Below are 20,392 nucleotides of genomic sequence, written 5' to 3' on the forward strand. Positions count from 1 at the left end.
CTAGGCCGTGACCTGGGCCGTGGCCGGAATCGCCGCCGGGATCGCGGCCGAGACCGGGACGACCTGAACCGGAACTGATGCGGTGGCCGGGGCCGGCTCCTCCACCGGCGGGCGTAGCCGCAGGTACAGCAGGCCCGCCACCGTGCCGACGACCGCGGCGACCACCGCCTGCGGGTAGCCGGGGGCCCCGGTCGGCAGCAGGAACAGGGACAGGCCGACCGAGCCCCACACCGCCGCCTGCGGCGCCCGCCGCAGGCCGGCGGCCAGCGGCACGAACGCCCACAGCAGGTACCACGGGTGCACCACCGGCCCGAGCAGGATGATCGAGCTCAGCGCCAGGCCCAGCCCCGCGACCGGGTTGGGCGCCCGCAGCAGCGCCCAGCCCGCGAGCAGGAAGCCGGCGACCGCGGCGACCGTGCGGATGATCTGCATCGGCCCGGGCCAGCCGACGGCGGACAGCAGCATGCCGAGGTCGGTGCTGAACGACAGCCCGTTGCGCACCGAGGTCGGCGTGCGCATCGCGCCGATCCAGCCGGTGCCGAGGCCCGAGGCCAGCTGCAGTCCGGCGAGCGCCGCGCCCGCGGCCAGGCCGATGCGGGCCCACGCCTTCGGGTTGAGCACCAGCACGGTCAGCAGGGCCAGCGCGGCGGGGGCCTTGATGAGCGCGGCGGCGCTGATGAGCACGGCGCCGAGCGCGGGGTGGCGGCGTGCGGCGGCGTAGATCCCCGCGGTCATCAGCCCGACCATCAGCGCGTCGTTGTGCATGCCGGCCACCAGGTGCAGCAGCAGCAGCGGGTTCAGGGCGCCGAACCACAGCGCCCGCTGGACGGGCACCCCGCAGCGGGCCGCGATCCCGGGCAGGCACGCCACCACCAGCGCGACGCCGGCCAGCGCGATCAGCCGGAACGCCCAGACGCCGAACACCACGTGCTCGCCGGTGAGGTTGACCACGGCGGCCGCCATGCGCAGGAACAGCGGCCCGTACGGCGCCGGCGTGTTCTGCCAGATGGCGGGCACGTCCGCGGCGAAGCTGCCGCCGAGCGTCGACGGGCCGAACTTGTACGCGTCCAGGCCCTCGTGCACCATCGCGCCCTGGGCGAGATAGCTGTACACGTCCTGGCTGAACATCGGCGGCACCAGCACCAGCGGGCCGGCCCAGCACAGCAGCGTGCGCACCAGGTCGGCCGGGCGCTGCTCGTCGAGGGTGACCCGCAGCCGCAGCCACGCGCCGCACAGCAGCGCGAGGCCGACGTAGGTGCCGGCGATCGCCACCAGTGGGAAGGTGCGTAACTCGCGGATCACCGGCCAGTGCGCGAACGGATCGCGCACGGGGTCGGGAAGTGCCCCGGCGGCGAGGCCGCCGAGCGCGATCGCGACGGATCCGGCGAAGCCCAGAGTACGGTTGAGGAGGTCCGGTCTTCCCACCCCGGCACGCTGGCAGAGCTAGGTGTACAGAGGGTTAACAGAAGGTGAACGGGGCGCTGAGCGTCCGGTACACTGTTCCGGGCCTTTTTTTGGTGCCCGGTACAATTCACCGGGCCTTTTCCCGCACCGGCGGTCAACCGCGCCGCTCGGACCAATTTTCCCGGTCTGCAGGCCGGCAGCGACGAAAGTGACGTCAAACCACATGGCATCCACGAACGACCTGAAGAACGGCCTGGTGCTCAACCTCGACGGCGACCTGTGGACCGTCGTGGAGTTCCAGCATGTCAAGCCGGGCAAGGGTGGCGCGTTCGTGCGGACCACCCTCAAGAACGTGCTCTCCGGCAAGGTGGTCGACCGCACGTTCAACGCCGGGACCAAGGTCGACACCGCCACGGTCGACAAGCGCACGATGCAGTACCTCTACGCCGACGGCGAGGACTTCGTGTTCATGGACCTGGACACGTACGACCAGATCACCGTCCCCGGCGGCACCGTCGGCGAGGCGAGCAAGTTCCTGCTCCCCGAGGCCGAGGTGATCGTGGCCACCCACGAGGGCGCGGCGCTCTACGTCGAGCTGCCGACCTCGGTGATCCTCGAGGTCACCTACACCGAGCCGGGCCTGCAGGGGGACCGCTCCACCGGCGGCACCAAGCCGGCCACGGTGGAGACCGGCGCCACGGTCAACGTGCCGCTGTTCATCTCGAACGGCGAGAAGATCAAGGTCGACACCCGCGACAGCCGTTACCTGGGCCGGGCGTGACCGGCCCGGAGCGCAGCGGAGGGGCCGGTCACCGGAGGCTCAGTTCCTGGTCGCGGCGCGGGAGCGAAGCGGAGGCGTCGTGACCAATTTTTCGAGCGGTTCCTTCCTGGGCGGTGACGTCACCGCCCAGATGACGGCGCGGCGCAAGGCGCGCAAGCGCGCCCTCGACGTGCTCTACCAGGCCGACCTGCGCCGGGAGCCGCGCGGGTCGGTGCTGGCCGCCTACGTGGCCAACCTGGAGGAGCCCCGGCCGAGCTACCTGCCGTACACCGTCCAGCTGGTCGAGGGTGTCGAGAGCCACGCGGCGCGCATCGACGAGCTGCTGTCGAGCTACGCCGAGGGCTGGACGCTGGAGCGGATGCCGGTCGTGGACCGCAACCTCGCCCGCATCGCCGTCTACGAGCTGCTCTACAACGACGAGATCGACAACCCGGTGGCGATCACCGAGGCGGTCGAGCTCGCCGAGACGCTCTCCACCGACGACTCGCCGCGCTTCCTCAACGGCATCCTCGGCCGCATCGCCGACTACGCCACCTGAGATCGGCGGGCTCGAGCCGGAGCACACAAAAAGGGCCGCGCCTTCCGGCGCGGCCCTTTCGATGTGTGGTGCGGTGCGCGCGGGTCAGCTCTGGAACAGGCTGCGCGGGTCGGTGACCAGCACGCCGTGCTCGTTGAGCCGCTCGACCAGGCCCGACGGCGACGCGTCGTAGACGATCGCCAGGGCGCGCAGGTCGTCGGCGCGGATCGACAGCACGCGGCCGTTGTAGTCGCCCCGCTGCTGCTGGATGGCCCGGGCGTAGCGGGCGACGTAGGCGAGGTCCTCGGCGCCGGCGTCGTAGAGGCGCTCCAGGTCGAGGACGATCTTGTTGGTGGGCTCGTGGCGCACTCCGCTGCCCTCGGGCAGCAGCTCGGCGACGGGCACGCGGTAGAACTCGGCCAGCTCGGCCAGGCGAGAGACGGTGACGGCACGGTCGCCACGCTCATACGACCCGACGACGACGGCCTTCCAGCGCCCTGCCGACTTCTCCTCGACACCCTGCAGAGACAGCCCCTGCTGCTGTCGGATGGAGCGCAGGCGAGCACCAAGAGACTTGGCGTACTCAGACGGCATACGGACACTCCCAGTCACTGGCCTGAGGGGTTTCCCCAGCGATCGCTACGGAGCGTGACCGTAACTGGCTAGCGACGCGTGGTCAAGTGGTCGAGACCCTTCCGTTGCCCTGGTCAGGGCGGTTGTTAGGGTAGTCCGCGGCTAGTCCATGTTCGACGTCCTTTAACGACCCGTCCGGTGAGGCGGGGAAGGAGGTCTGGTTTTGTCGTCCCCGACAACCGGTACTGAGCTGGGAAAAATCATCCTAACGGCGGCGGATGTCGTCCGGGTGGTGGACCGGATAGCCCATCAGATCCTGGAAAAGACGTCCGGGGCGGCCGAAACGGTGCTGCTGGGCATACCTACCCGTGGCGTACCGCTGGCTCGCCGCCTCGCCGCCCGGATCGCCGCTTTCGAGGGTTTTGACATTCCGGTCGGTGTGTTGGACATCACGCTGTATCGGGACGATCTGCGCCTGCAGGCGACCCGTGCCGTGGGTCACACCGACATCCCCCCGGGTGGCCTCGACGGGCGCCGGGTCATCCTCGTCGACGACGTGCTGTTCTCCGGGCGGACCGTGCGGGCCGCGCTCGACGCGCTGAAGGACCTCGGCCGGCCGCGCGCCGTCCAGCTGGCCGTCCTCGTCGACCGTGGCCATCGCGAGCTGCCGATCCGGGCGGACTACGTGGGCAAGAACATCCCGACCTCGATCGAGGAGAGCGTGCGGGTGCTGACGGCCGAGATCGACGGCACGGACTCCGTCCTGATCAAGACCAAGGGGGACCGGGCATGATCAAGCACCTGCTGAGCGCGGCCGACCTCGACGCGCCCACGGCCACCCTGGTGCTGGACACCGCCGAGGAGATGGCGAGCCTGGCGGCGCGGGAGGTCAAGAAACTGCCCACGCTGCGCGGCCGGACCGTGGTCAACCTCTTCTACGAGGACTCCACCCGCACCCGGATCTCCTTCGAGGCCGCGGCCAAGCGCCTGTCCGCCGACGTCATCAACTTCTCCGCCAAGGGCTCCAGCGTCTCCAAGGGTGAAAGTCTCAAGGACACGGCGCTCACCCTGCAGGCGATGGGCGCCGACGCCGTGGTGATCCGCCACCCGGCCAGCGGCGCGGCACACCGGCTGGCCAACTGGGTCGAGGGCAGCGTGGTCAACGCCGGCGACGGCACCCACGAGCACCCGACCCAGGCGCTGCTGGACGCGTACACGATGCGCAGCCGCCTCAAGCGCCTCGCCGGCCTCAACGTCGCCATCGTCGGCGACGTGCTGCACTCCCGGGTCGCCCGCTCCAACGTGCAGCTGCTGCACACGCTCGGCGCGAAGGTGACGCTCGTGGCGCCGCCCACGCTGCTGCCCGTGGGCGTGGCCGCCTGGCCGGCCGCGACCTGCTACGACCTCGACGCGGTCGTGCCGGACTCCGACGTCGTCATGATGCTGCGGGTCCAGCGGGAGCGGATGAACCAGGCGTACTTCCCGTCCGAGCGCGAGTACGCCCGCCGATACGGCTTCGACGTGCCCCGCATGCGCCGCCTGCCGGAGCACGCGATCGTCATGCACCCCGGCCCGATGAACCGCGGCATGGAGATCTCGCCCGAGGTGGCCGACTCGGCCCGCTCCACGATCGTCGAACAGGTCGCCAACGGCGTCTCCGTGCGCATGGCGGTCCTCTACCTGCTGCTCGGAGGCAAGTCATGAAGATCGAGGGCACCAGCGCCGGGGAGATCACCGTCGAGGACGGCGTCATCGTCGCGATCGACCCGGCGAAGAAGGGCGACCGGATCGCGCTGCCCGGCCTCGTCGACCTGCACACCCACCTGCGCGAGCCCGGCCGCGAGGACGCCGAGACCGTCGAGAGCGGCTCCCGCGCCGCCGCGCTGGGCGGCTACACGGCGGTCTGCGCGATGGCCAACACCTCGCCGGTCGCCGACACCGCCGGCGTGGTCGAGCAGGTCTGGCGGCTGGGGCGGGAGGCCGGGCTGGTCGACGTCCAGCCGATCGGCGCGGTGACCGTCGGCCTGGGCGGCGAGCAGCTCGCCGAGCTCGGCGCGATGGCCGACTCCGCCGCCCGGGTGCGGGTCTTCTCCGACGACGGGCACTGCGTGGCCGACCCGCGGCTCATGCGGCGGGCGCTGGAATACGTGAAGGCATTCGACGGCGTCATCGCCCAGCACGCCGAGGAGCCGCGGCTGACCACCGGCGCGCAGATGAACGAGGGCGAGGTCGCCGCGCGCCTCGGGCTCACCGGCTGGCCGGCCGTCGCCGAGGAGGCGATCATCGCCCGGGACGTGCTGCTGGCCGGCCACGTCGGCGCCCGCCTGCACATCTGCCACGTCTCCACCGCGGGCAGCGTGGAGCTGATCCGCTGGGCGAAGTCGAAGGGCTGGCGGGTCACCGCCGAGGTCACCCCGCACCACCTGCTGCTCACCGAGGAGCGGGCCACGCAGTACGACCCGGTCTTCAAGGTCAACCCGCCGCTGCGCACCGAGGCCGACGTGCTGGCGCTGCGCGCGGGCCTGCTGGACGGCACGATCGACTGCGTCGCCACCGACCACGCCCCGCACAGCGTGGAGGACAAGGAGTGCGAGTGGGCCTACGCCCGGCCCGGCATGCTCGGCCTGGAGACGGCGCTCGCGATCGTGGTGCAGACCATGGGCCCGCGCTGGGACCGCATCGCCGAGTGGATGTCCGCGGCGCCGGCGCGCATCGCCGGCCTGTCCGGGCAGGGCGCCGCGCTCGCCGTCGGCGCGCCGGCCAACATCGCGATCTTCGACCCGGGCGTGCGCTGGACCGTGGACCCCACGGCGCTGGCCAGCCGCTCCCGGAACACCCCCTACGCCGGAATGGAACTGCGCGGCCGCATCGAGGCGACCTATCTGCGCGGCGAGCCGACGGTGCTGAACGGAAAGGCGACACGGTGAGGCGCAGAGAGGCCCTGCTCGTACTGGAAGATGGGCGCACGTTTCGAGGTGAGGCGTTCGGCGGCGTCGGCGAGGCGTTCGGCGAGGCGGTCTTCAACACCGGCATGACCGGCTACCAGGAGACGCTGACCGACCCGTCCTACCACCGCCAGGTGGTCGTGCAGACCGCGCCGCAGATCGGCAACACCGGCGTCAACGGCGAGGACGACGAGTCGGACCGGATCTGGGTCGCCGGGTACGTGGTGCGCGACCCGTCCCGCTCGTACTCCAACTGGCGCGCCGCCGGCAGCCTGCAGGACCGCCTCGCCGCGGAGGGCGTGGTCGGCATCAGCGGCATCGACACCCGGGCCCTCACCCGGCACCTGCGCGAGCGCGGCGCCATGCGGGTCGGGGTGTCCAGCGTGGACGACGATCGCGAGGCGCTGCTCGAGCGGGTGCGCACGCAGCCGGAGATGCTCGGCGCCGACCTGTCCGCCGAGGTCACGACGCCGCAGCGGTACACCGTGCCGGCACAGGGCGAGCACCGGCTCACGGTCGCGGCGATCGACCTGGGGATCAAGCGCAACGTGCCGCGCCGGCTCGCGGCCCGGGGCGTGACCACCCACGTGCTGCCCGCCTCGGCGACCCTGCAGGACGTGCGCGCCGTCGGAGCGGACGCGGTCTTCTTCTCACCCGGCCCGGGCGACCCCGCCACGGCGGACGGCCCGGTGGCCCTCGCGAAGGCCGTCATGGCCGCCCGGATCCCGCTGTTCGGGATCTGCTTCGGCAGCCAGATTCTCGGCCGGGCGCTGGGGTTCGGCACGTACAAGCTCGGGTACGGCCATCGGGGCATCAACCAGCCGGTGCTCGACCGCACCACCGGCAAGGTCGAGGTGACCAGCCACAACCACGGCTTCGCGGTCGACGCCCCGCTCGACGGGCGGGTGCAGACCGAGTTCGGCGCGGTGGAGGTGAGCCACGTCTGTCTCAACGACAACGTGGTCGAGGGCCTGCGCTGCCTGGACGTGCCGGCCTTCACCGTGCAATACCACCCGGAGGCGGCAGCGGGGCCGCACGACGCGGATTACCTGTTCGATCGATTCGCGGAGCTGATGCAGACCAATGCCTAAGCGCACCGACCTCCGGCACGTCCTCGTCATCGGCTCCGGCCCGATCGTCATCGGCCAGGCCTGCGAGTTCGACTACTCCGGCACCCAGGCCTGCCGCGTGCTGCGCGCCGAGGGCCTGCGGGTCAGCCTGGTCAACAGCAACCCGGCGACCATCATGACCGACCCCGAGTTCGCCGACGCCACCTACGTCGAGCCGATCACGCCGGAGTTCGTCGAGCAGGTCATCGCCCGCGAGCGGCCCGACGCGCTGCTCGCCACGCTGGGCGGGCAGACGGCGCTCAACACCGCCGTGGCGCTGCACGAGGCCGGCGTGCTGGATAAGTACGGCGTGGAGCTGATCGGCGCCGACATCGACGCGATCCGCCGCGGCGAGGACCGGCAGCTGTTCAAGGACATCGTCGCCCGGGCGGGCGGCGAGACGCCCCGCTCGCGGGTCTGCCACTCCATGGACGAGGTGCACGCGACCGTCGCCGAGCTCGGGCTGCCGGTCGTGATCCGCCCCTCGTTCACCATGGGCGGCCTGGGCTCCGGCATGGCACACACCCCGGAGGACCTCGACCGGCTGGCCGGCGGCGGGCTGGCGGCCTCACCGGTGCACGAGGTGCTCATCGAGGAGAGCGTGCTCGGCTGGAAGGAGTACGAGCTCGAGCTCATGCGCGACAAGCACGACAACGTCGTGGTCGTGTGCTCGATCGAGAACGTCGACGCGATGGGGGTGCACACCGGCGACTCGGTGACCGTGGCGCCGGCGATGACGCTCACCGACGTGGAGTACCAGCGGCTGCGCGACCTCGGCATCGCCGTGCTGCGCGAGGTCGGGGTCGACACCGGCGGCTGCAACATCCAGTTCGCCGTGCACCCGGGCACCGGCCGGCTCGTGGTCATCGAGATGAACCCGCGGGTGTCCCGCTCCAGCGCCCTGGCCAGCAAGGCGACCGGTTTCCCGATCGCGAAGATCGCGGCGAAGCTGGCCATCGGCTACACCCTCGACGAGATCCCCAACGACATCACCCTCAAGACGCCGGCCGCCTTCGAGCCGTCGCTGGACTACGTCGTGGTGAAGATCCCGCGGTTCGCCTTCGAGAAGTTCCCCGGCGCCGACCCCGAGCTGACCACCACGATGAAGTCGGTCGGCGAGGCGATGTCGCTGGGCCGCACGTTCGCTGAGGCCCTCGGCAAGGCGATGCGCTCGCTGGAGACGAAGGCCGCGGGCTTCTGGACAGCTCCGGACAAGAGCGAAGAGTCAGTTCTGCCTGATCTGCGCACCCCGCACGACGGGCGGCTCTACACCGCCGAGCTCGCCCTGCGGCAGGGGCACACGGTGGCCGAGGTCGCCGAGGCCTCCGGCTTCGACCCGTGGTTCGTCGACCAGCTCGCCGCGCTGGTGGAGCTGCGCGCCGAGATCGTCGCCGCGGCCGTGCTCGACGAGGGGCTGCTGCGCCGGGCCAAGCGGGCCGGCCTGTCCGACCGGCAGATCGCCGCGCTGCGCCCGGAGTTCGCCGGCGAGGACGGCGTGCGCACGCTGCGCCACCGCCTCGGGCTGCGGCCCGTGTACAAGACCGTGGACACCTGCGCGGCCGAGTTCGCCGCCGGCACGCCGTACCACTACAGCACCTACGAGGACGAGACCGAGGTCACCCCGTCGGACCGGCCGAAGGTGATCATCCTCGGCTCCGGGCCCAACCGCATCGGCCAGGGCATCGAGTTCGACTACTCGTGCGTGCACGCGGTCATGGCGCTGCGCGGCAAGGGCTACGAGACCGTCATGGTCAACTGCAACCCGGAGACGGTCTCCACCGACTACGACACCGCCGACCGGCTGTACTTCGAGCCGCTGACGTTCGAGGACGTGCTCGAGGTCTTCCACGCCGAGGACAGCTCCGGCCGCGAGGCGGGCGGCCCCGGCGTGGTGGGCGTGATCGTCCAGCTGGGCGGGCAGACGCCGCTCGGCCTGGCCGAGCGACTGGAGGGCGCCGGTGTGCCGATCGTGGGCACCTCGCCGGCCGCCATCGACCTCGCCGAGGACCGCGGGCTGTTCGGCCGGCTGCTGACCGACGCCGGGCTGCGCTCGCCCGAGCACGGCACCGCGACCACGTTCCCGGAGGCGAAGCGGATCGCCGACGAGATCGGCTACCCGGTGCTCGTGCGCCCGTCGTACGTGCTCGGCGGCCGGGGCATGGAGATCGTCTATGACGAGCCGACGCTGCGCGACTACATCGGCCGCGCCACCGAGATCTCCCCGGCGCACCCGGTGCTCGTCGACCGCTTCCTCGACGACGCTATCGAGATCGACGTCGACGCGCTGTGCGACGCCACCGGCGAGGTGTACCTCGGCGGCGTGATGGAGCACATCGAGGAGGCCGGCATCCACTCCGGCGACTCCTCGTGCGCGCTGCCGCCGATCACGCTGGCCGCGGTACACCTGGCGGAGGTGCGCCGCTACACCGTGGCCATCGCCCGCGGGATCGGGGTGCGCGGCCTGCTCAACGTGCAGTACGCGCTGAAGGACGACGTGCTGTACGTGCTGGAGGCCAACCCGCGCGCCTCCCGCACGGTGCCGTTCGTGTCGAAGGCGACGGCGGTACCGCTGGCCAAGGCCGCCGCCCGCATCGCGCTCGGCGCCACCATCGCCGAGCTGCGCGCGGAGGGGCTGCTGCCGGCCGAGGGCGACGGCGGCGTGCTGCCCGACCACGCGCCGATCGCGGTCAAGGAGGCGGTGCTGCCCTTCAAGCGGTTCCGCACCACCGAGGGCAAGGGCGTGGACAACCTGCTCGGCCCGGAGATGAAGTCCACGGGCGAGGTGATGGGCATCGACCCGTCCTTCGGCCACGCGTTCGCCAAGTCGCAGGCGGCCGCCTACGGCTCGCTGCCGACCTCCGGCACGGTGCTGGTGACCGTCGCCAACCGGGACAAGCGCGGGATCGTGTTCCCGGTCAAGCGCCTCGCCGACCTCGGCTTCGCGATCGTGGCCACGGCCGGCACCGGGGAGGTGCTGCGCCGCTACGGGGTGGCCTGCGAGATCGTGCCCAAGCACTTCGAGGGGGACGGGGACCGCAACGCGGTCTCGCTCATCGCCTCCGGCGAGGTCGACCTCGTCATCAACACGCCGCAGGGCTCCAGCGGCCGCCAGGACGGCTACGAGATCCGCAGCGCGGCCGTGGTGAGCGACATCCCGTGCATCACGACCCTGCCGGGCGCGGCGGCGGCCGTGATGGGCATCGAGGCGCTCATCCGCGGCGAGATGTCGGTACGGCCGCTGCAGGAACTGCACGCGGCCCTGCGGGGAGCCCGGTGAGCCTCTACCAGCGGTTGGTCCGCCCGGTCCTGTTCCGGCTCGGCGGCGGTGACGCCGAGTCGGTGCACGAGCGGACCCTGCGCATGCTGGCGCGGGTGCCGCGGGCGGGCCGGGCTTACAGCCCGCCCGGGGCGCGCCGCACGGTGTTCGGGGTCGACTTCCCCAACCCGGTCGGCCTGGCCGCCGGCATGGACAAGGACGGCCGGGCGCTGGGCGCCTGGCCCCGGCTCGGCTTCGGCTTCGTCGAGGTCGGCACCGTCACCCGGCACGCCCAGCCGGGCAACGAGCGGCCGCGGCTGTTCCGCCTGCCCGAGCACGAGGCGATCGTCAACCGCATGGGGTTCAACAACGCCGGCGCCGCCGCGCTCGCGGCCCGGCTGCGCGCCTCCGTCGACGCGCACGGGCCGCTGCCGGTGCCCCTGGGCATCAGCCTGGGCAAGTCGAAGGTGACCCCGCTGACCGGCGCCGTCGAGGACTACGTGCACAGCTTCCGGCTGCTGTACGGCCTGGGCTCCTACTTCGCCGTCAACGTCAGCTCGCCGAACACGCCCGGCCTGCGCGAGCTGCAGGACAAGGCGCACCTGTCGGCCCTGCTGGGCGCGCTGCGCGCCGAGGCGCAGGCGCTGGGCGGCCCGGTGCCGATCCTGGTGAAGGTCGCGCCCGACCTCACCGACTCGGCCCTGGGCGAGCTGCTCGACGTCTGCCTCGGCCTGGGCGTGGCCGGGCTCATCGCGACCAACACCACGGTCGAGCGCCCCGGCGTGAGCACCGGCGAGGCCGGCGGGCTCAGCGGCCGGCCGCTGGCCCCGCGGGCGCTGGAGGTCGTGCGGTTCGTGGCCAAGGAGAGCGGGCTGCCGATCATCGGCGTGGGCGGGATCACCCGGCCGGAGGACGCGCAGCGGATGCTCGAGGCGGGCGCCGCGCTGGTCCAGCTGTACACCGGCCTCATCTACCACGGCCCCCGCCTCGTGCGGGGCGCCGTCGCAGCGACGAGGAGCATGTCGTGACCGAACCGTTCGGTGCCCGCCTGCGGGCTGCCATGGACTCGCTGGGGCCGCTCTGCGTGGGCATCGACCCCCACCCCTCCCTGCTGGCCTCCTGGGGCCTCTCCGACGATGTCAATGGCCTGGAAAGGTTCGGTCGTACGGCGGGGGAGGCCCTGGCCGGACGGGTCGCGGCGGTCAAGCCCCAGTCCGCCTTTTTTGAGCGTTTCGGCTCCAGGGGCATAGCCGTCCTCGAGTCGGTTATCCGACAGTTGAGGGAGTCCGGGACCCTGGTGATCCTGGACGTCAAGCGGGGCGACATCGGCTCCACGGCCGCCGCCTACGCCGACGCCTACCTCGATCCGGCCTCCCCGCTGTGCGCCGACGCGATCACGGTGAGCCCCTACCTCGGCTTCGGCTCGCTGGGTCCGATCATCGACAAAGCCCAGCAGAACGGGTTCGGGGCGTTCGTCCTGGCGCTCACCTCCAATCCCGAGGGCGCGGCCGTCCAGCGTGCCGTCGCGGCCGGCGGCCGGACCGTCGCGCAGACCATCATCGACGAGATTTCGCAGGTCAACGCGGGTGTTAGCCCTATGGGCAGCGTCGGCGTGGTGATCGGGGCGACCGTCGGGCCGACCGGACACGAGCTGATCAACCTCAATGGACCGATCCTCGCGCCGGGTCTCGGCGCGCAGGGCGGACGGGCCGAGGATCTTCGCCACGTCTTCGGCGACGCGATCGGGTTGGTCCTGCCGTCGTGGTCCCGCGAGGTCCTCGCGGCAGGCCCGAATCCGGCCGCGCTGCGGGCCGCCGCGGACCGTGCGCGTGAATCCTGTGCGTCCGCAATTGCGGTCACTGCGTGATCATCGAATCTTCACAAGGCGTCGATCTTGTCTTCCGACGTTGCCGAAATGGCTTCTGACCGCTAGTTTTCCCCGCGCTAGACCATCAACACATTTTCAAGGGACCTGAGGAGACCTGGTGCCGCTCCCGTCACTGAGCCCGGAACAGCGCGCGGCCGCTTTGGAAAAGGCGGCTGAGATCCGGAAGGCTCGCGCTGAGCTGAAGGAGCAACTCAAGCAGGGCAAGACGACGCTTGCCGCCGTGATCGACCGTGCGGAGTCCGACGACGTCGTCGGCAAGCTGAAGGTCTCGGCCGTGCTCCAGGCGATGCCCGGCATCGGCAAGATCCGTGCAACGCAGATCATGGAGAAGCTGAAGATCGCCGAGAGCCGTCGCCTGCGCGGCCTGGGCGACCAGCAGCGCAAGGCCCTGCTCGGGGAGTTCGCCGGCGGCAAGTGACCCCGCCCGGCGGTCCCCCCGGACCGGTTGCAACGACTCGACGCGCCCGGACTTCGGTCCGGGCGCGTCGGCGTTGCCGCAGCTCTGGTAAGGTTGTCAGGTTCGTGAGCTGTCAATTGCGCAGAGCTTGCTTAACAGAAAGTGTTGAGGTTGTATCCGTGGCCGGAACCGTGGCAGACCCGCAGGGGATCACCAACCCGCCGATCGACGAGTTGCTGGAAAAGACGACGTCGAAGTACGCCTTGGTGATTTTCGCGGCGAAGCGTGCCCGTCAGGTCAATGCCTACTACAGCCAGCTGGGCGAGGGGCTCCTCGAATACGTGGGCCCGCTCGTGGAGACCACGCCGCAGGAGAAGCCGCTCTCCATCGCCCTGCGCGAGATCAACAGCGGGCTGCTGACCGCCGAGCGCATCGAAGAGACGCCCTGAGCGAGACGATGACCGACCGCCACGCCGGGGATCACCCCCGGGTAGTTCTCGGCGTGGCTGGTGGGATCGCCGCCTACAAGGCCTGCGAGTTGCTGCGACTGCTGACCGAGTCGGGTCACCGGGTGCGGGTCATGCCCACCGCCGCGGCGCTCACCTTCGTCGGCGAGGCCACCTGGGCGGCGCTGTCCGGCCAGCCGGTGAGCACCGACGTCTGGACCGGCGCCCACGAGGTGCCGCACGTCCGCCTCGGCCGCGAGGCCGACCTCGTCGTCGTAGCCCCGGCCACCGCCGACCTGCTCGCCAAGGCCGCCACCGGCCTGGCCGACGACCTGCTCACCAACACGCTGCTCACGGCCCGGTGCCCGGTCCTGTTCGCGCCGGCCATGCACACCGAGATGTGGGAGCACCCGGCGACCCGCGCCAACGTCGCCACCCTGCGCTCCCGCGGTGCCGTGGTGCTGGAGCCCGCCGTCGGGCGGCTCACCGGCGCCGACACCGGCAAGGGGCGGCTGCCCGAGCCGGCCGAGATCTTCGCCGCCGCCACCCGCCTGCTGCGCCGCGGCCTGGCGGATGCCGGGGCCGACCTGGCGGGCCGGCACGTCGTGGTCACCGCCGGTGGGACGCGCGAGCCGATCGACCCGGTGCGGTTCATCGGCAACCGGTCCTCGGGCAAGCAGGGGTACGCGATCGCCCGCGCCGCCGTCGCTCGCGGTGCCCGGGTCACGCTCGTCGCCGCCAACGTGGCGCTGCCCGACCCGGCCGGCGCCGACGTGGTGCGGGTCGAGACGACCGAGCAGCTGCGGGTGGCCGTGGTGGCCGCCGCGAAGGCCGCCGACGCCGTGATCATGGCCGCCGCGCCGGCCGACTTCCGGCCCGCGTCCTTCGCCGCTAGCAAGATCAAGAAGGTGGACGGCGCGGCGCCCGCACTCGAGCTGGTCACCAACCCCGACATCGCCGCCGAGCTGGGCGCGGCCAAGCCCGACGGTCAGGTGCTCGTCGCGTTCGCGGCCGAGACCGCCGACCTGGACACCGCCGTGGCCGCCGGCCGGGAGAAGATGCTGCGCAAGCGCGCCGATCTGATCGTGGTCAACGAGGTCGGCGTGGACAAGACGTTCGGCTCCGAGCACAACCGGGCCGTGATCCTCGGCACCGACGGCGGCCACGACGCATTGCCCGAACTGTCCAAAGACGATCTGGCTGATAGGATTTTGGATCGAGTGGCCGACCGTTTTGCCTGATCGAAGCGGGGAAAGCGCAGTGTGGCGCCAAGTTTGCGGCCGGGGGCATCGCCCGGCGCGGCGCCCGCGGGTCGTACACTCTGGCAAACTCATTGTCGATCGCCGTAACCCCTGAGGAGCACCATTGGCACGCCGCCTGTTCACGTCAGAGTCGGTCACCGAAGGTCACCCCGACAAGATCGCCGATCAGATCAGTGACGGAGTCCTCGATGCGCTCCTCACCCAGGACCCGCGCAGCCGGGTGGCCGTCGAGACGCTCATCACGACCGGCCAGGTCCACGTCGCCGGCGAGGTGACCACGACCGCCTACGCCGACATCGCCAAGATCGTCCGCGAGACGATCCTGGGTATCGGCTACGACTCGTCCAAGAAGGGCTTCGACGGCGCCTCCTGCGGCGTGAGCGTGTCGATCGGCTCCCAGTCGCCCGACATCGCGCAGGGCGTGGACTCCGCGATCGAGGTTCGCGAGGGCAGCGGCGGCGACGCCCTCGACCTGCAGGGCGCCGGCGACCAGGGCATGATGTTCGGCTTCGCGTGCAGCGAGACGCCGGAGCTCATGCCGCTGCCGATCGCCCTGGCCCACCGCCTGGCCCGGCGCCTGTCCGCGGTGCGCAAGGACGGCACGATCCCCTACCTGCGGCCCGACGGCAAGACCCAGGTCACCATCGAGTACGACGGGCTGCGCCCGGTGCGCCTGCACACCGTCGTGGTGTCCAGCCAGCACGCCCCGGACATCTCGCTCGACTCGCTGCTGACCCCGGACGTGCGCGAGCACGTCATCGCCCCCGAGCTCGACGGCCTGGGCCTGGAGACCGAGGGGTACCGCCTGCTGGTCAACCCGACCGGCCGCTTCGAGATCGGCGGCCCGATGGGCGACGCCGGCCTCACCGGCCGCAAGATCATCGTCGACACCTACGGCGGCTACGCCCGCCACGGCGGCGGCGCCTTCTCCGGCAAGGACCCGTCCAAGGTCGACCGCTCCGCCGCCTACGCGATGCGCTGGGTCGCCAAGAACGTCGTCGCCGCCGGCCTGGCCGAGCGCTGCGAGGTCCAGGTCGCCTACGCCATCGGCAAGGCGCACCCGGTCTCGCTGTTCGTCGAGACCTTCGGCACCGAGGTCGTGCCGGTCGAGCGCATCGAGAAGGCCATCAACGAGGTCTTCGACCTGCGCCCCGCCGCGATCATCCGCGACCTCGACCTGCTCAAGCCCGTCTACCAGCAGACCGCCGCCTACGGCCACTTCGGCCGCGAGCTGCCCGGCTTCACGTGGGAGCAGGCCTCGCGCACGGCCGAGCTGAAGTCCGCCGCCGGCGCCTGACGCACACACCGCGCTCCCGACGTTGGCCGATCAGCCCGGATCCCGGATTGATCGGCCAACGCCATTCTCCGAAGCTTTGAATGATCGACCCGAGCCTATTGAGCCGGCGCTGTTCCCCGAGTCGGAGCTGAAGCCGCGCGCCGCCGCCGAACGCATTGCCGGAAATGCCGGCGGACGGGCCCGCGCCGCCCGCGACACCGCTCCGGCGAAACGCACCGCCGACGAATTCCCGGTCGCCCGCGTCTGCGTCGACAGCCCCCTGCCGCACCTCGACCGGCCCTTCGACTATCTCGTCCCGCACTCCGCCGCGGACACCGCGCTGCCCGGCACCCGGGTGCGCGTCCGCTTCGCCGGCCAGCTCGTCGACGGCTTCGTCCTCGAGCGCACCGCGGCCTCCGAGCACGACGGCAAGCTGCTGTTCCTCGAGCGCTCCGTCTCCGCCGAGGTCGTGCTCACCCCGCAGATCGCCCGGCTCGCCCGGGAGATCGCCGACCGGTACGCCGGCACCCTCTCCGACGTGCTGCGCCTCGCCGTGCCACCCCGCCACGCCAAGGCCGAGGCCGCTGCGCCGGCCCCTCCCGCCCCGGCCCCGGCCGGTCCTACCGATCCTTCCGGTCCTTCCGGTCCTTCCGGTCCTTCCGGTCCTTCCGGTCCGGGCGGCTGGGCGCGGTACACGGCCGGCGCCGCCCTGCTGCGCGCCCTCTCCGACGGGCGGATGCCCCGCGCCGTGTGGACCGCCCTGCCCGGCGAGGACTGGCCGGCCCGCCTCGCCGAGGCCGCCGCGATCTGCCTCGCCGCCGGGCGCGGCGCGCTCGTCGTGGTCGCCGACGCCCGCGACCTCGACCGGCTCGACGCGGCCCTGCTGCGCGTCCTCGGCGGACCCGGCCACCACGTGGCGCTCTCCGCCGCGCTCGGACCCGCCGAGCGGTACCGCCGGTTCCTGGCCGCCGCCCGCGGTACCGCCCGGATCGTCATCGGCACGCGGGCCGCCGCGTTCGCCCCGGTCGCCGGCCTCGGCCTGGTCGCGATCTGGGACGACGGCGACGACCTGCACAGCGAGCCGCGCGCGCCGTACCCGCACGCCCGGCAGGTCCTGCTGGCCCGCGCCGAGCAGGAGCGCTGCGCGGTGATCGTGGGCGGCTTCGGGCGTACCGTGGAGGCCCAGCAGCTGGTGGAGACCGGCTGGGCGATCGAGGTCGGCGCCGCCCGCGACGAGCTGCGCCGGCGCATGCCCCGGGTGCTCACCGTGGGCGAGCACGAGCGCGCCCGCGACCCGCAGGCGGCCGCCGCGCGCCTGCCCTCCGTCGCGTGGCGCGCCGCCCGCGAGGCCCTGGCCGGCGGCGCTCCCGTCCTCATCCAGGTGCCCCGCCGCGGCTACCTGCCCGCCGTGTCCTGCGCCGACTGCTACACCCCGGCCCGCTGCGCCCACTGCTCCGGCCCGCTCGCCCTGCCCGCCGCCGACGGCGTGCCCATGTGCCGCTGGTGCGGCCGCCCGGCCGCGGGCCACGCCTGCCCCGAGTGCGGCGGCCGCCGCCTGCGCGCCGCCGTCGTCGGCGCCCGCCGCACCGCGGAGGAACTCGCCCGCGCCTTCCCGGACACCACCGTGCGCACCTCCGGCCGCGACGAGGTCCTGTCCTCGGTACCGCGCGACCCCGCACTCGTCGTCTCCACACCCGGCGCCGAGCCCCTCGCCGACGGCGGCTACGGCGCCGTGCTGCTCCTGGACGCGTGGGCCTTCCTCACCCGCGCCGACCTGCGGGGCACGGAGGAGGCGCTGCGCCGCTGGTTCGCGGCCGCGGCCCTCGCCCGCCCCGGCGCCCCCGTGGTGGTCGTCGCCGACGGCGGCCTGGTCGCCGTGCAGGCCCTGCTGCGCTTCGACCCGGCCTGGCTGGCCGCGCGCGAACTCGCCGACCGCCGCGAGCTGGGCTTCCCGCCGGCGACGCGGATCGCGGCACTGACCGGCCCGCCGCCGGCGGTGGCGGAGCTGCTGTCGCTGGCCGAGCTGCCGCCGGGCGCGGAGGTGCTGGGCCCGGTGCCGGCCGCCGACGGGCAGGAGCGCATGCTCGTGCGCACGGCCCGCTCGGCGGGGAAGGCACTGGCGCTGTCACTGAAGGCGGCGGCGGGGGCGAGGTCGGTCCGCAAGTCGGCGGACCCGGTCCGCATCCAGATCGACCCCCTCGACCTGCTCTGATCGGCCGAATGCTCGGTTTGTCATGCCGGTCAGCGGCGTAGGGCGGACTCCAGGGTCTGCAGCAGCGGCGGGGCGCCGGCGCGGTTGTCAACCTCCAGGTGCGGCACGGCCGGCGGGCGGTCCGGTGGGATCGCCGCCAGGAACTCCGGCCAGTGGGCCAGCTTCTGGCCGTCGCGGTACGAGCCGCGCGCCAGCAGCCGGGCGCGCAGCGTCTGCGGGTCGCAGCGGACCCACACCAGGCGTACCGGGTCGCCGCCCAGCGCCGCGACGAACGCCGACCAGCGCGCCGGGTCGGAGATCTGGCCGGTGAACGGGCCCGAGAGCAGGACCGGGCAGCCGTGGGAGCGGATCTCGCGGGCGGTGGCGGCCAGGCCGGCGTACTCGTGGATCTTGATGTTCGCGTCGTACCACGGGCCCTCGCGCTCGCCCGGCGGGCGGCCGGCGGCGGCGAGCGTCGCGGTCACGAAGTCGCCGTAGAGGGTGTCCTTGTCCAGCAGCGCCGGAGTGGGGGAGAGCAGGCGCAGCAGCAGGGCCGCCACGGTGGACTTGCCCGCACCGGGCGGCCCGGCGACCACCCAGGCCGGCGCCGTGGTCATGCGACCAGGAGCTGGTTGGTGGCCAGCTCGCGGTACAGGGGAGAGATCTCCAGCAGCTCCTCGTGGCGGCCGGCGGCGGCGACGCGGCCGGCCTCGAGTACCACGATCTGATCCGCGTCGACGACCGTGGACAGGCGGTGGGCGACGACGATCATCGTGCGGTCGCGGGCCACCGTGTCGATCGCCTCGCGCAGCGCGACCTCGTTGCGGGCGTCCAGGTTGGACGTCGGCTCGTCCAGCAGCAGGATCGGCGGCGCGGCCAGCAGGGTACGCGCGATCGCGAGCCGCTGCCGCTCGCCGCCCGACAGCAGCACGCCGCCCTCGCCGACCTGCGCGTCCAGGCCGAGCTCGGTGCGCCCGACGATGTCGAGGAGGTTGACCGCGGCCAGTACCGACAGCATCTGCGCCTCGGTCGCGTCCGGCACGGTCAGGCGCAGGTTCTCCCGCAGCGTGCCGGCTAGGACCGGGGCCTCCTGCTCGACGTACCCGAGCTGGGACCGCAGCGCATGCCTCGGCAGCTCGCGCACGTCCACGCCGGCCACCCGGACCGCGCCGCCGGTCACGTCGTAGAAGCGCTCGACCAGCTGCAGCAGCGTGGACTTGCCGGCGCCGGACGGGCCGACCAGGGCGGTGCGCGTGCCGTAGGGGACCGTGAACGAGACGTCGGACAGCACCGGCTTGGGCGCGGCCGCGTATCCGAAGGTGACGCGGTCGAACGCCACCGCGACGACGCCGCCGGCGGGCTGTGCGGTGCCGGCGTCGGCCTCCAGCGGTACCGCCAGAATGTCCTCCATGCGTTGCAGAGCCCCCAGGCCGGTCTGCAGCTGCGTGTACGCGTGCAGCGCCTGCCCCAGCGGCATGACCAGGAAGAACAGGTAGAGCACGAACGCGACGAGGTCCCCGACGGAGATCGTCCCGGCGGCCACGCGCGCGCCGCCGACGCCGAGCAGTAGCAGGAACGCGCCCTGGATCGCGGCGATGCTCGCCGGGCCGATGAGGGCCTGCAGGCGGGCGATGCGCACGCCCGCGCGGTACGCCTCCTCGGCGCTCGTCTCGACGGTGGCGATCTCGCGCTCCTCGGCGTTGCTGGCGCGGATCGTGCGGGCGGCCGACAGCGCGCGCTCGACGGCGCTGGTCATCTCGCCGATGCGGGCCTGCGCCGCCTCCGAGGCCGGGCGCACCCGCCGGGAGAACACCACGGCGATCGACAGCCCCAGCGCCAGCCCGGCGCCGGCGGTGAGGAACAGGATCGGGTCGAGCAGCACCATCGCGGTCGCCGCGCCGAGCACCATGACCGCGCCGGTGACGGTCTCGAACAGTCCCGAGGTGACCACGGCCCGTAACAGGGTGGTGTCCGCGCCCACGCGGGAGAGCAGGTCGCCGGTGCGGCGCTGGTCGTACTCGCTGATGGGCAGCCGCAGCAGGTGCCGCGTCAGCCGCCGGCGCGAGGTGAGCACGAGCCCCTCGGCGGTGCGCTGGAGCAGGTAGTCGCGCACCGCGTTGAGCACCGCGACGGCCGCGAGCACGACGACGAGCAGCGCGACGGTGCGCCAGACCGGGTTGGCGGCCTGCAGCCCGTTGAGGACCCGGCGGGTGAGCAGCGGCTGGGCGAGGGTGGTGACGGACCCGAGCAGGGAGAGGACACCGACGACGGCGAGGGTGGCCCGGTGATCGCGAAGGTAGGGCAGCAGCGACCGCAACGAGACGCGAGGCGAGTCGGACACGTGTAA

At 72.5% G+C, this 20,392-nt stretch carries 18 protein-coding genes; 14 read left to right on the forward strand and 4 right to left on the reverse strand.

Going from position 1 to position 20,392, the window contains the following annotated elements; translation table 11 throughout:
* Positions 1-1,425 carry a polyprenol phosphomannose-dependent alpha 1,6 mannosyltransferase MptB gene (gene mptB / locus ACGFI8_RS32165; protein WP_392810564.1) on the reverse strand — a complete coding sequence of 475 codons (1,425 nt, stop codon included), beginning with the start codon at positions 1,423-1,425 and terminating at the stop codon, positions 1-3.
* 202 nt (positions 1,426-1,627) lie between these two features.
* Here mptB and efp point away from each other — a divergent pair, with 202 nt between their 5' ends.
* Both efp and nusB read left to right on the forward strand, forming a co-directional pair.
* Entirely contained in the window at positions 1,628-2,185 is a 558-nt protein-coding gene (gene efp / locus ACGFI8_RS32170) for an elongation factor P (RefSeq protein ID WP_392810565.1), read from the forward strand.
* 130 nt (positions 2,186-2,315) lie between these two features.
* Positions 2,316-2,723: a transcription antitermination factor NusB gene (gene nusB / locus ACGFI8_RS32175; protein ID WP_392810648.1), complete on the forward strand. Its 408-nt coding sequence runs from the start codon at positions 2,316-2,318 to the stop codon at positions 2,721-2,723.
* An 84-nt stretch (positions 2,724-2,807) separates the two neighbouring features.
* On the opposite strand, the gene ACGFI8_RS32180 is transcribed toward nusB, so the two are convergent.
* On the reverse strand, positions 2,808-3,296 hold the full coding sequence (locus ACGFI8_RS32180; protein ID WP_033356835.1) for a transcriptional regulator: 489 nt from the start codon (positions 3,294-3,296) through the stop codon (positions 2,808-2,810).
* A 202-nt stretch (positions 3,297-3,498) separates the two neighbouring features.
* Between ACGFI8_RS32180 and pyrR the strand changes: the two genes are divergently transcribed.
* From pyrR to ACGFI8_RS32240, 12 genes are all read left to right on the forward strand, one after another.
* The gene (pyrR, locus tag ACGFI8_RS32185) at positions 3,499-4,068 is read left to right on the forward strand and encodes a bifunctional pyr operon transcriptional regulator/uracil phosphoribosyltransferase PyrR (RefSeq protein WP_392810566.1); all 570 of its coding nucleotides are present in this window, start codon (positions 3,499-3,501) and stop codon (positions 4,066-4,068) included.
* The gene (locus tag ACGFI8_RS32190; protein ID WP_392810567.1) at positions 4,065-4,979 is read left to right on the forward strand and encodes an aspartate carbamoyltransferase catalytic subunit; all 915 of its coding nucleotides are present in this window, start codon (positions 4,065-4,067) and stop codon (positions 4,977-4,979) included. Before pyrR ends, ACGFI8_RS32190 begins: the two co-directional genes overlap by 4 nt.
* The gene (locus tag ACGFI8_RS32195; RefSeq protein WP_392810569.1) at positions 4,976-6,202 is read left to right on the forward strand and encodes a dihydroorotase; all 1,227 of its coding nucleotides are present in this window, start codon (positions 4,976-4,978) and stop codon (positions 6,200-6,202) included. Before ACGFI8_RS32190 ends, ACGFI8_RS32195 begins: the two co-directional genes overlap by 4 nt.
* Positions 6,199-7,311, forward strand: a complete 1,113-nt coding sequence (carA, locus tag ACGFI8_RS32200; protein WP_392810570.1) for a glutamine-hydrolyzing carbamoyl-phosphate synthase small subunit — start codon at positions 6,199-6,201, stop codon at positions 7,309-7,311. Before ACGFI8_RS32195 ends, carA begins: the two co-directional genes overlap by 4 nt.
* Positions 7,304-10,606 carry a carbamoyl-phosphate synthase large subunit gene (gene carB, locus ACGFI8_RS32205; protein ID WP_392810571.1) on the forward strand — a complete coding sequence of 1,101 codons (3,303 nt, stop codon included), beginning with the start codon at positions 7,304-7,306 and terminating at the stop codon, positions 10,604-10,606. The genes carA and carB overlap by 8 nt, the downstream gene beginning before the upstream one ends.
* Positions 10,603-11,613, forward strand: coding sequence for a quinone-dependent dihydroorotate dehydrogenase (locus tag ACGFI8_RS32210; RefSeq protein ID WP_392810572.1), 1,011 nt, complete (start codon positions 10,603-10,605; stop codon positions 11,611-11,613). The genes carB and ACGFI8_RS32210 overlap by 4 nt, the downstream gene beginning before the upstream one ends.
* A complete protein-coding gene (gene pyrF / locus ACGFI8_RS32215) occupies positions 11,610-12,452 on the forward strand; it encodes an orotidine-5'-phosphate decarboxylase (protein WP_392810573.1) in 843 nt (280 codons plus the stop codon). Before ACGFI8_RS32210 ends, pyrF begins: the two co-directional genes overlap by 4 nt.
* Positions 12,453-12,570: 118 nt before the next feature.
* Entirely contained in the window at positions 12,571-12,891 is a 321-nt protein-coding gene (gene mihF, locus ACGFI8_RS32220; protein ID WP_190253177.1) for an integration host factor, actinobacterial type, read from the forward strand.
* A 158-nt stretch (positions 12,892-13,049) separates the two neighbouring features.
* Positions 13,050-13,319, forward strand: coding sequence for a DNA-directed RNA polymerase subunit omega (gene rpoZ, locus ACGFI8_RS32225; RefSeq protein ID WP_344616982.1), 270 nt, complete (start codon positions 13,050-13,052; stop codon positions 13,317-13,319).
* An 8-nt stretch (positions 13,320-13,327) separates the two neighbouring features.
* The gene (gene coaBC / locus ACGFI8_RS32230; protein ID WP_392810574.1) at positions 13,328-14,557 is read left to right on the forward strand and encodes a bifunctional phosphopantothenoylcysteine decarboxylase/phosphopantothenate--cysteine ligase CoaBC; all 1,230 of its coding nucleotides are present in this window, start codon (positions 13,328-13,330) and stop codon (positions 14,555-14,557) included.
* A gap of 124 nt (positions 14,558-14,681) precedes the next feature.
* On the forward strand, positions 14,682-15,875 hold the full coding sequence (gene metK, locus ACGFI8_RS32235; protein ID WP_392810575.1) for a methionine adenosyltransferase: 1,194 nt from the start codon (positions 14,682-14,684) through the stop codon (positions 15,873-15,875).
* A 259-nt stretch (positions 15,876-16,134) separates the two neighbouring features.
* Entirely contained in the window at positions 16,135-18,066 is a 1,932-nt protein-coding gene (locus ACGFI8_RS32240; protein WP_392810649.1) for a primosomal protein N', read from the forward strand.
* Positions 18,067-18,095: 29 nt separating this feature from the next.
* On the opposite strand, the gene ACGFI8_RS32245 is transcribed toward ACGFI8_RS32240, so the two are convergent.
* Together ACGFI8_RS32245 and ACGFI8_RS32250 are read right to left on the reverse strand one after the other, a co-directional pair.
* A complete protein-coding gene (locus ACGFI8_RS32245) occupies positions 18,096-18,662 on the reverse strand; it encodes an AAA family ATPase (RefSeq protein ID WP_392810576.1) in 567 nt (188 codons plus the stop codon).
* Positions 18,659-20,386, reverse strand: coding sequence for an ABC transporter ATP-binding protein (locus ACGFI8_RS32250; protein WP_392810577.1), 1,728 nt, complete (start codon positions 20,384-20,386; stop codon positions 18,659-18,661). Before ACGFI8_RS32250 ends, ACGFI8_RS32245 begins: the two co-directional genes overlap by 4 nt.
* Between the last annotated feature and the right edge of the window lie 6 nt (positions 20,387-20,392).

This window comes from Dactylosporangium sp. NPDC048998 (genome assembly GCF_043197855.1).
Classification (GTDB): domain Bacteria; phylum Actinomycetota; class Actinomycetes; order Mycobacteriales; family Micromonosporaceae; genus Dactylosporangium.

Bases quoted from the DNA above. Each gene is read 5' to 3' on its own strand.
- coaBC (WP_392810574.1), top strand. From the start codon at position 13,328: ATGACCGACCGCCACGCCGGGGATCACCCCCGGGTAGTTCTCGGCGTG.
- nusB (WP_392810648.1), top strand. From the start codon at position 2,316: ATGACGGCGCGGCGCAAGGCGCGCAAGCGCGCCCTCGACGTGCTCTAC.
- carB (WP_392810571.1), top strand. From the start codon at position 7,304: ATGCCTAAGCGCACCGACCTCCGGCACGTCCTCGTCATCGGCTCCGGC.
- ACGFI8_RS32245 (WP_392810576.1), bottom strand. From the start codon at position 18,662: ATGACCACGGCGCCGGCCTGGGTGGTCGCCGGGCCGCCCGGTGCGGGC.
- ACGFI8_RS32190 (WP_392810567.1), top strand. From the start codon at position 4,065: ATGATCAAGCACCTGCTGAGCGCGGCCGACCTCGACGCGCCCACGGCC.
- ACGFI8_RS32180 (WP_033356835.1), bottom strand. From the start codon at position 3,296: ATGCCGTCTGAGTACGCCAAGTCTCTTGGTGCTCGCCTGCGCTCCATC.
- efp (WP_392810565.1), top strand. From the start codon at position 1,628: ATGGCATCCACGAACGACCTGAAGAACGGCCTGGTGCTCAACCTCGAC.
- ACGFI8_RS32195 (WP_392810569.1), top strand. From the start codon at position 4,976: ATGAAGATCGAGGGCACCAGCGCCGGGGAGATCACCGTCGAGGACGGC.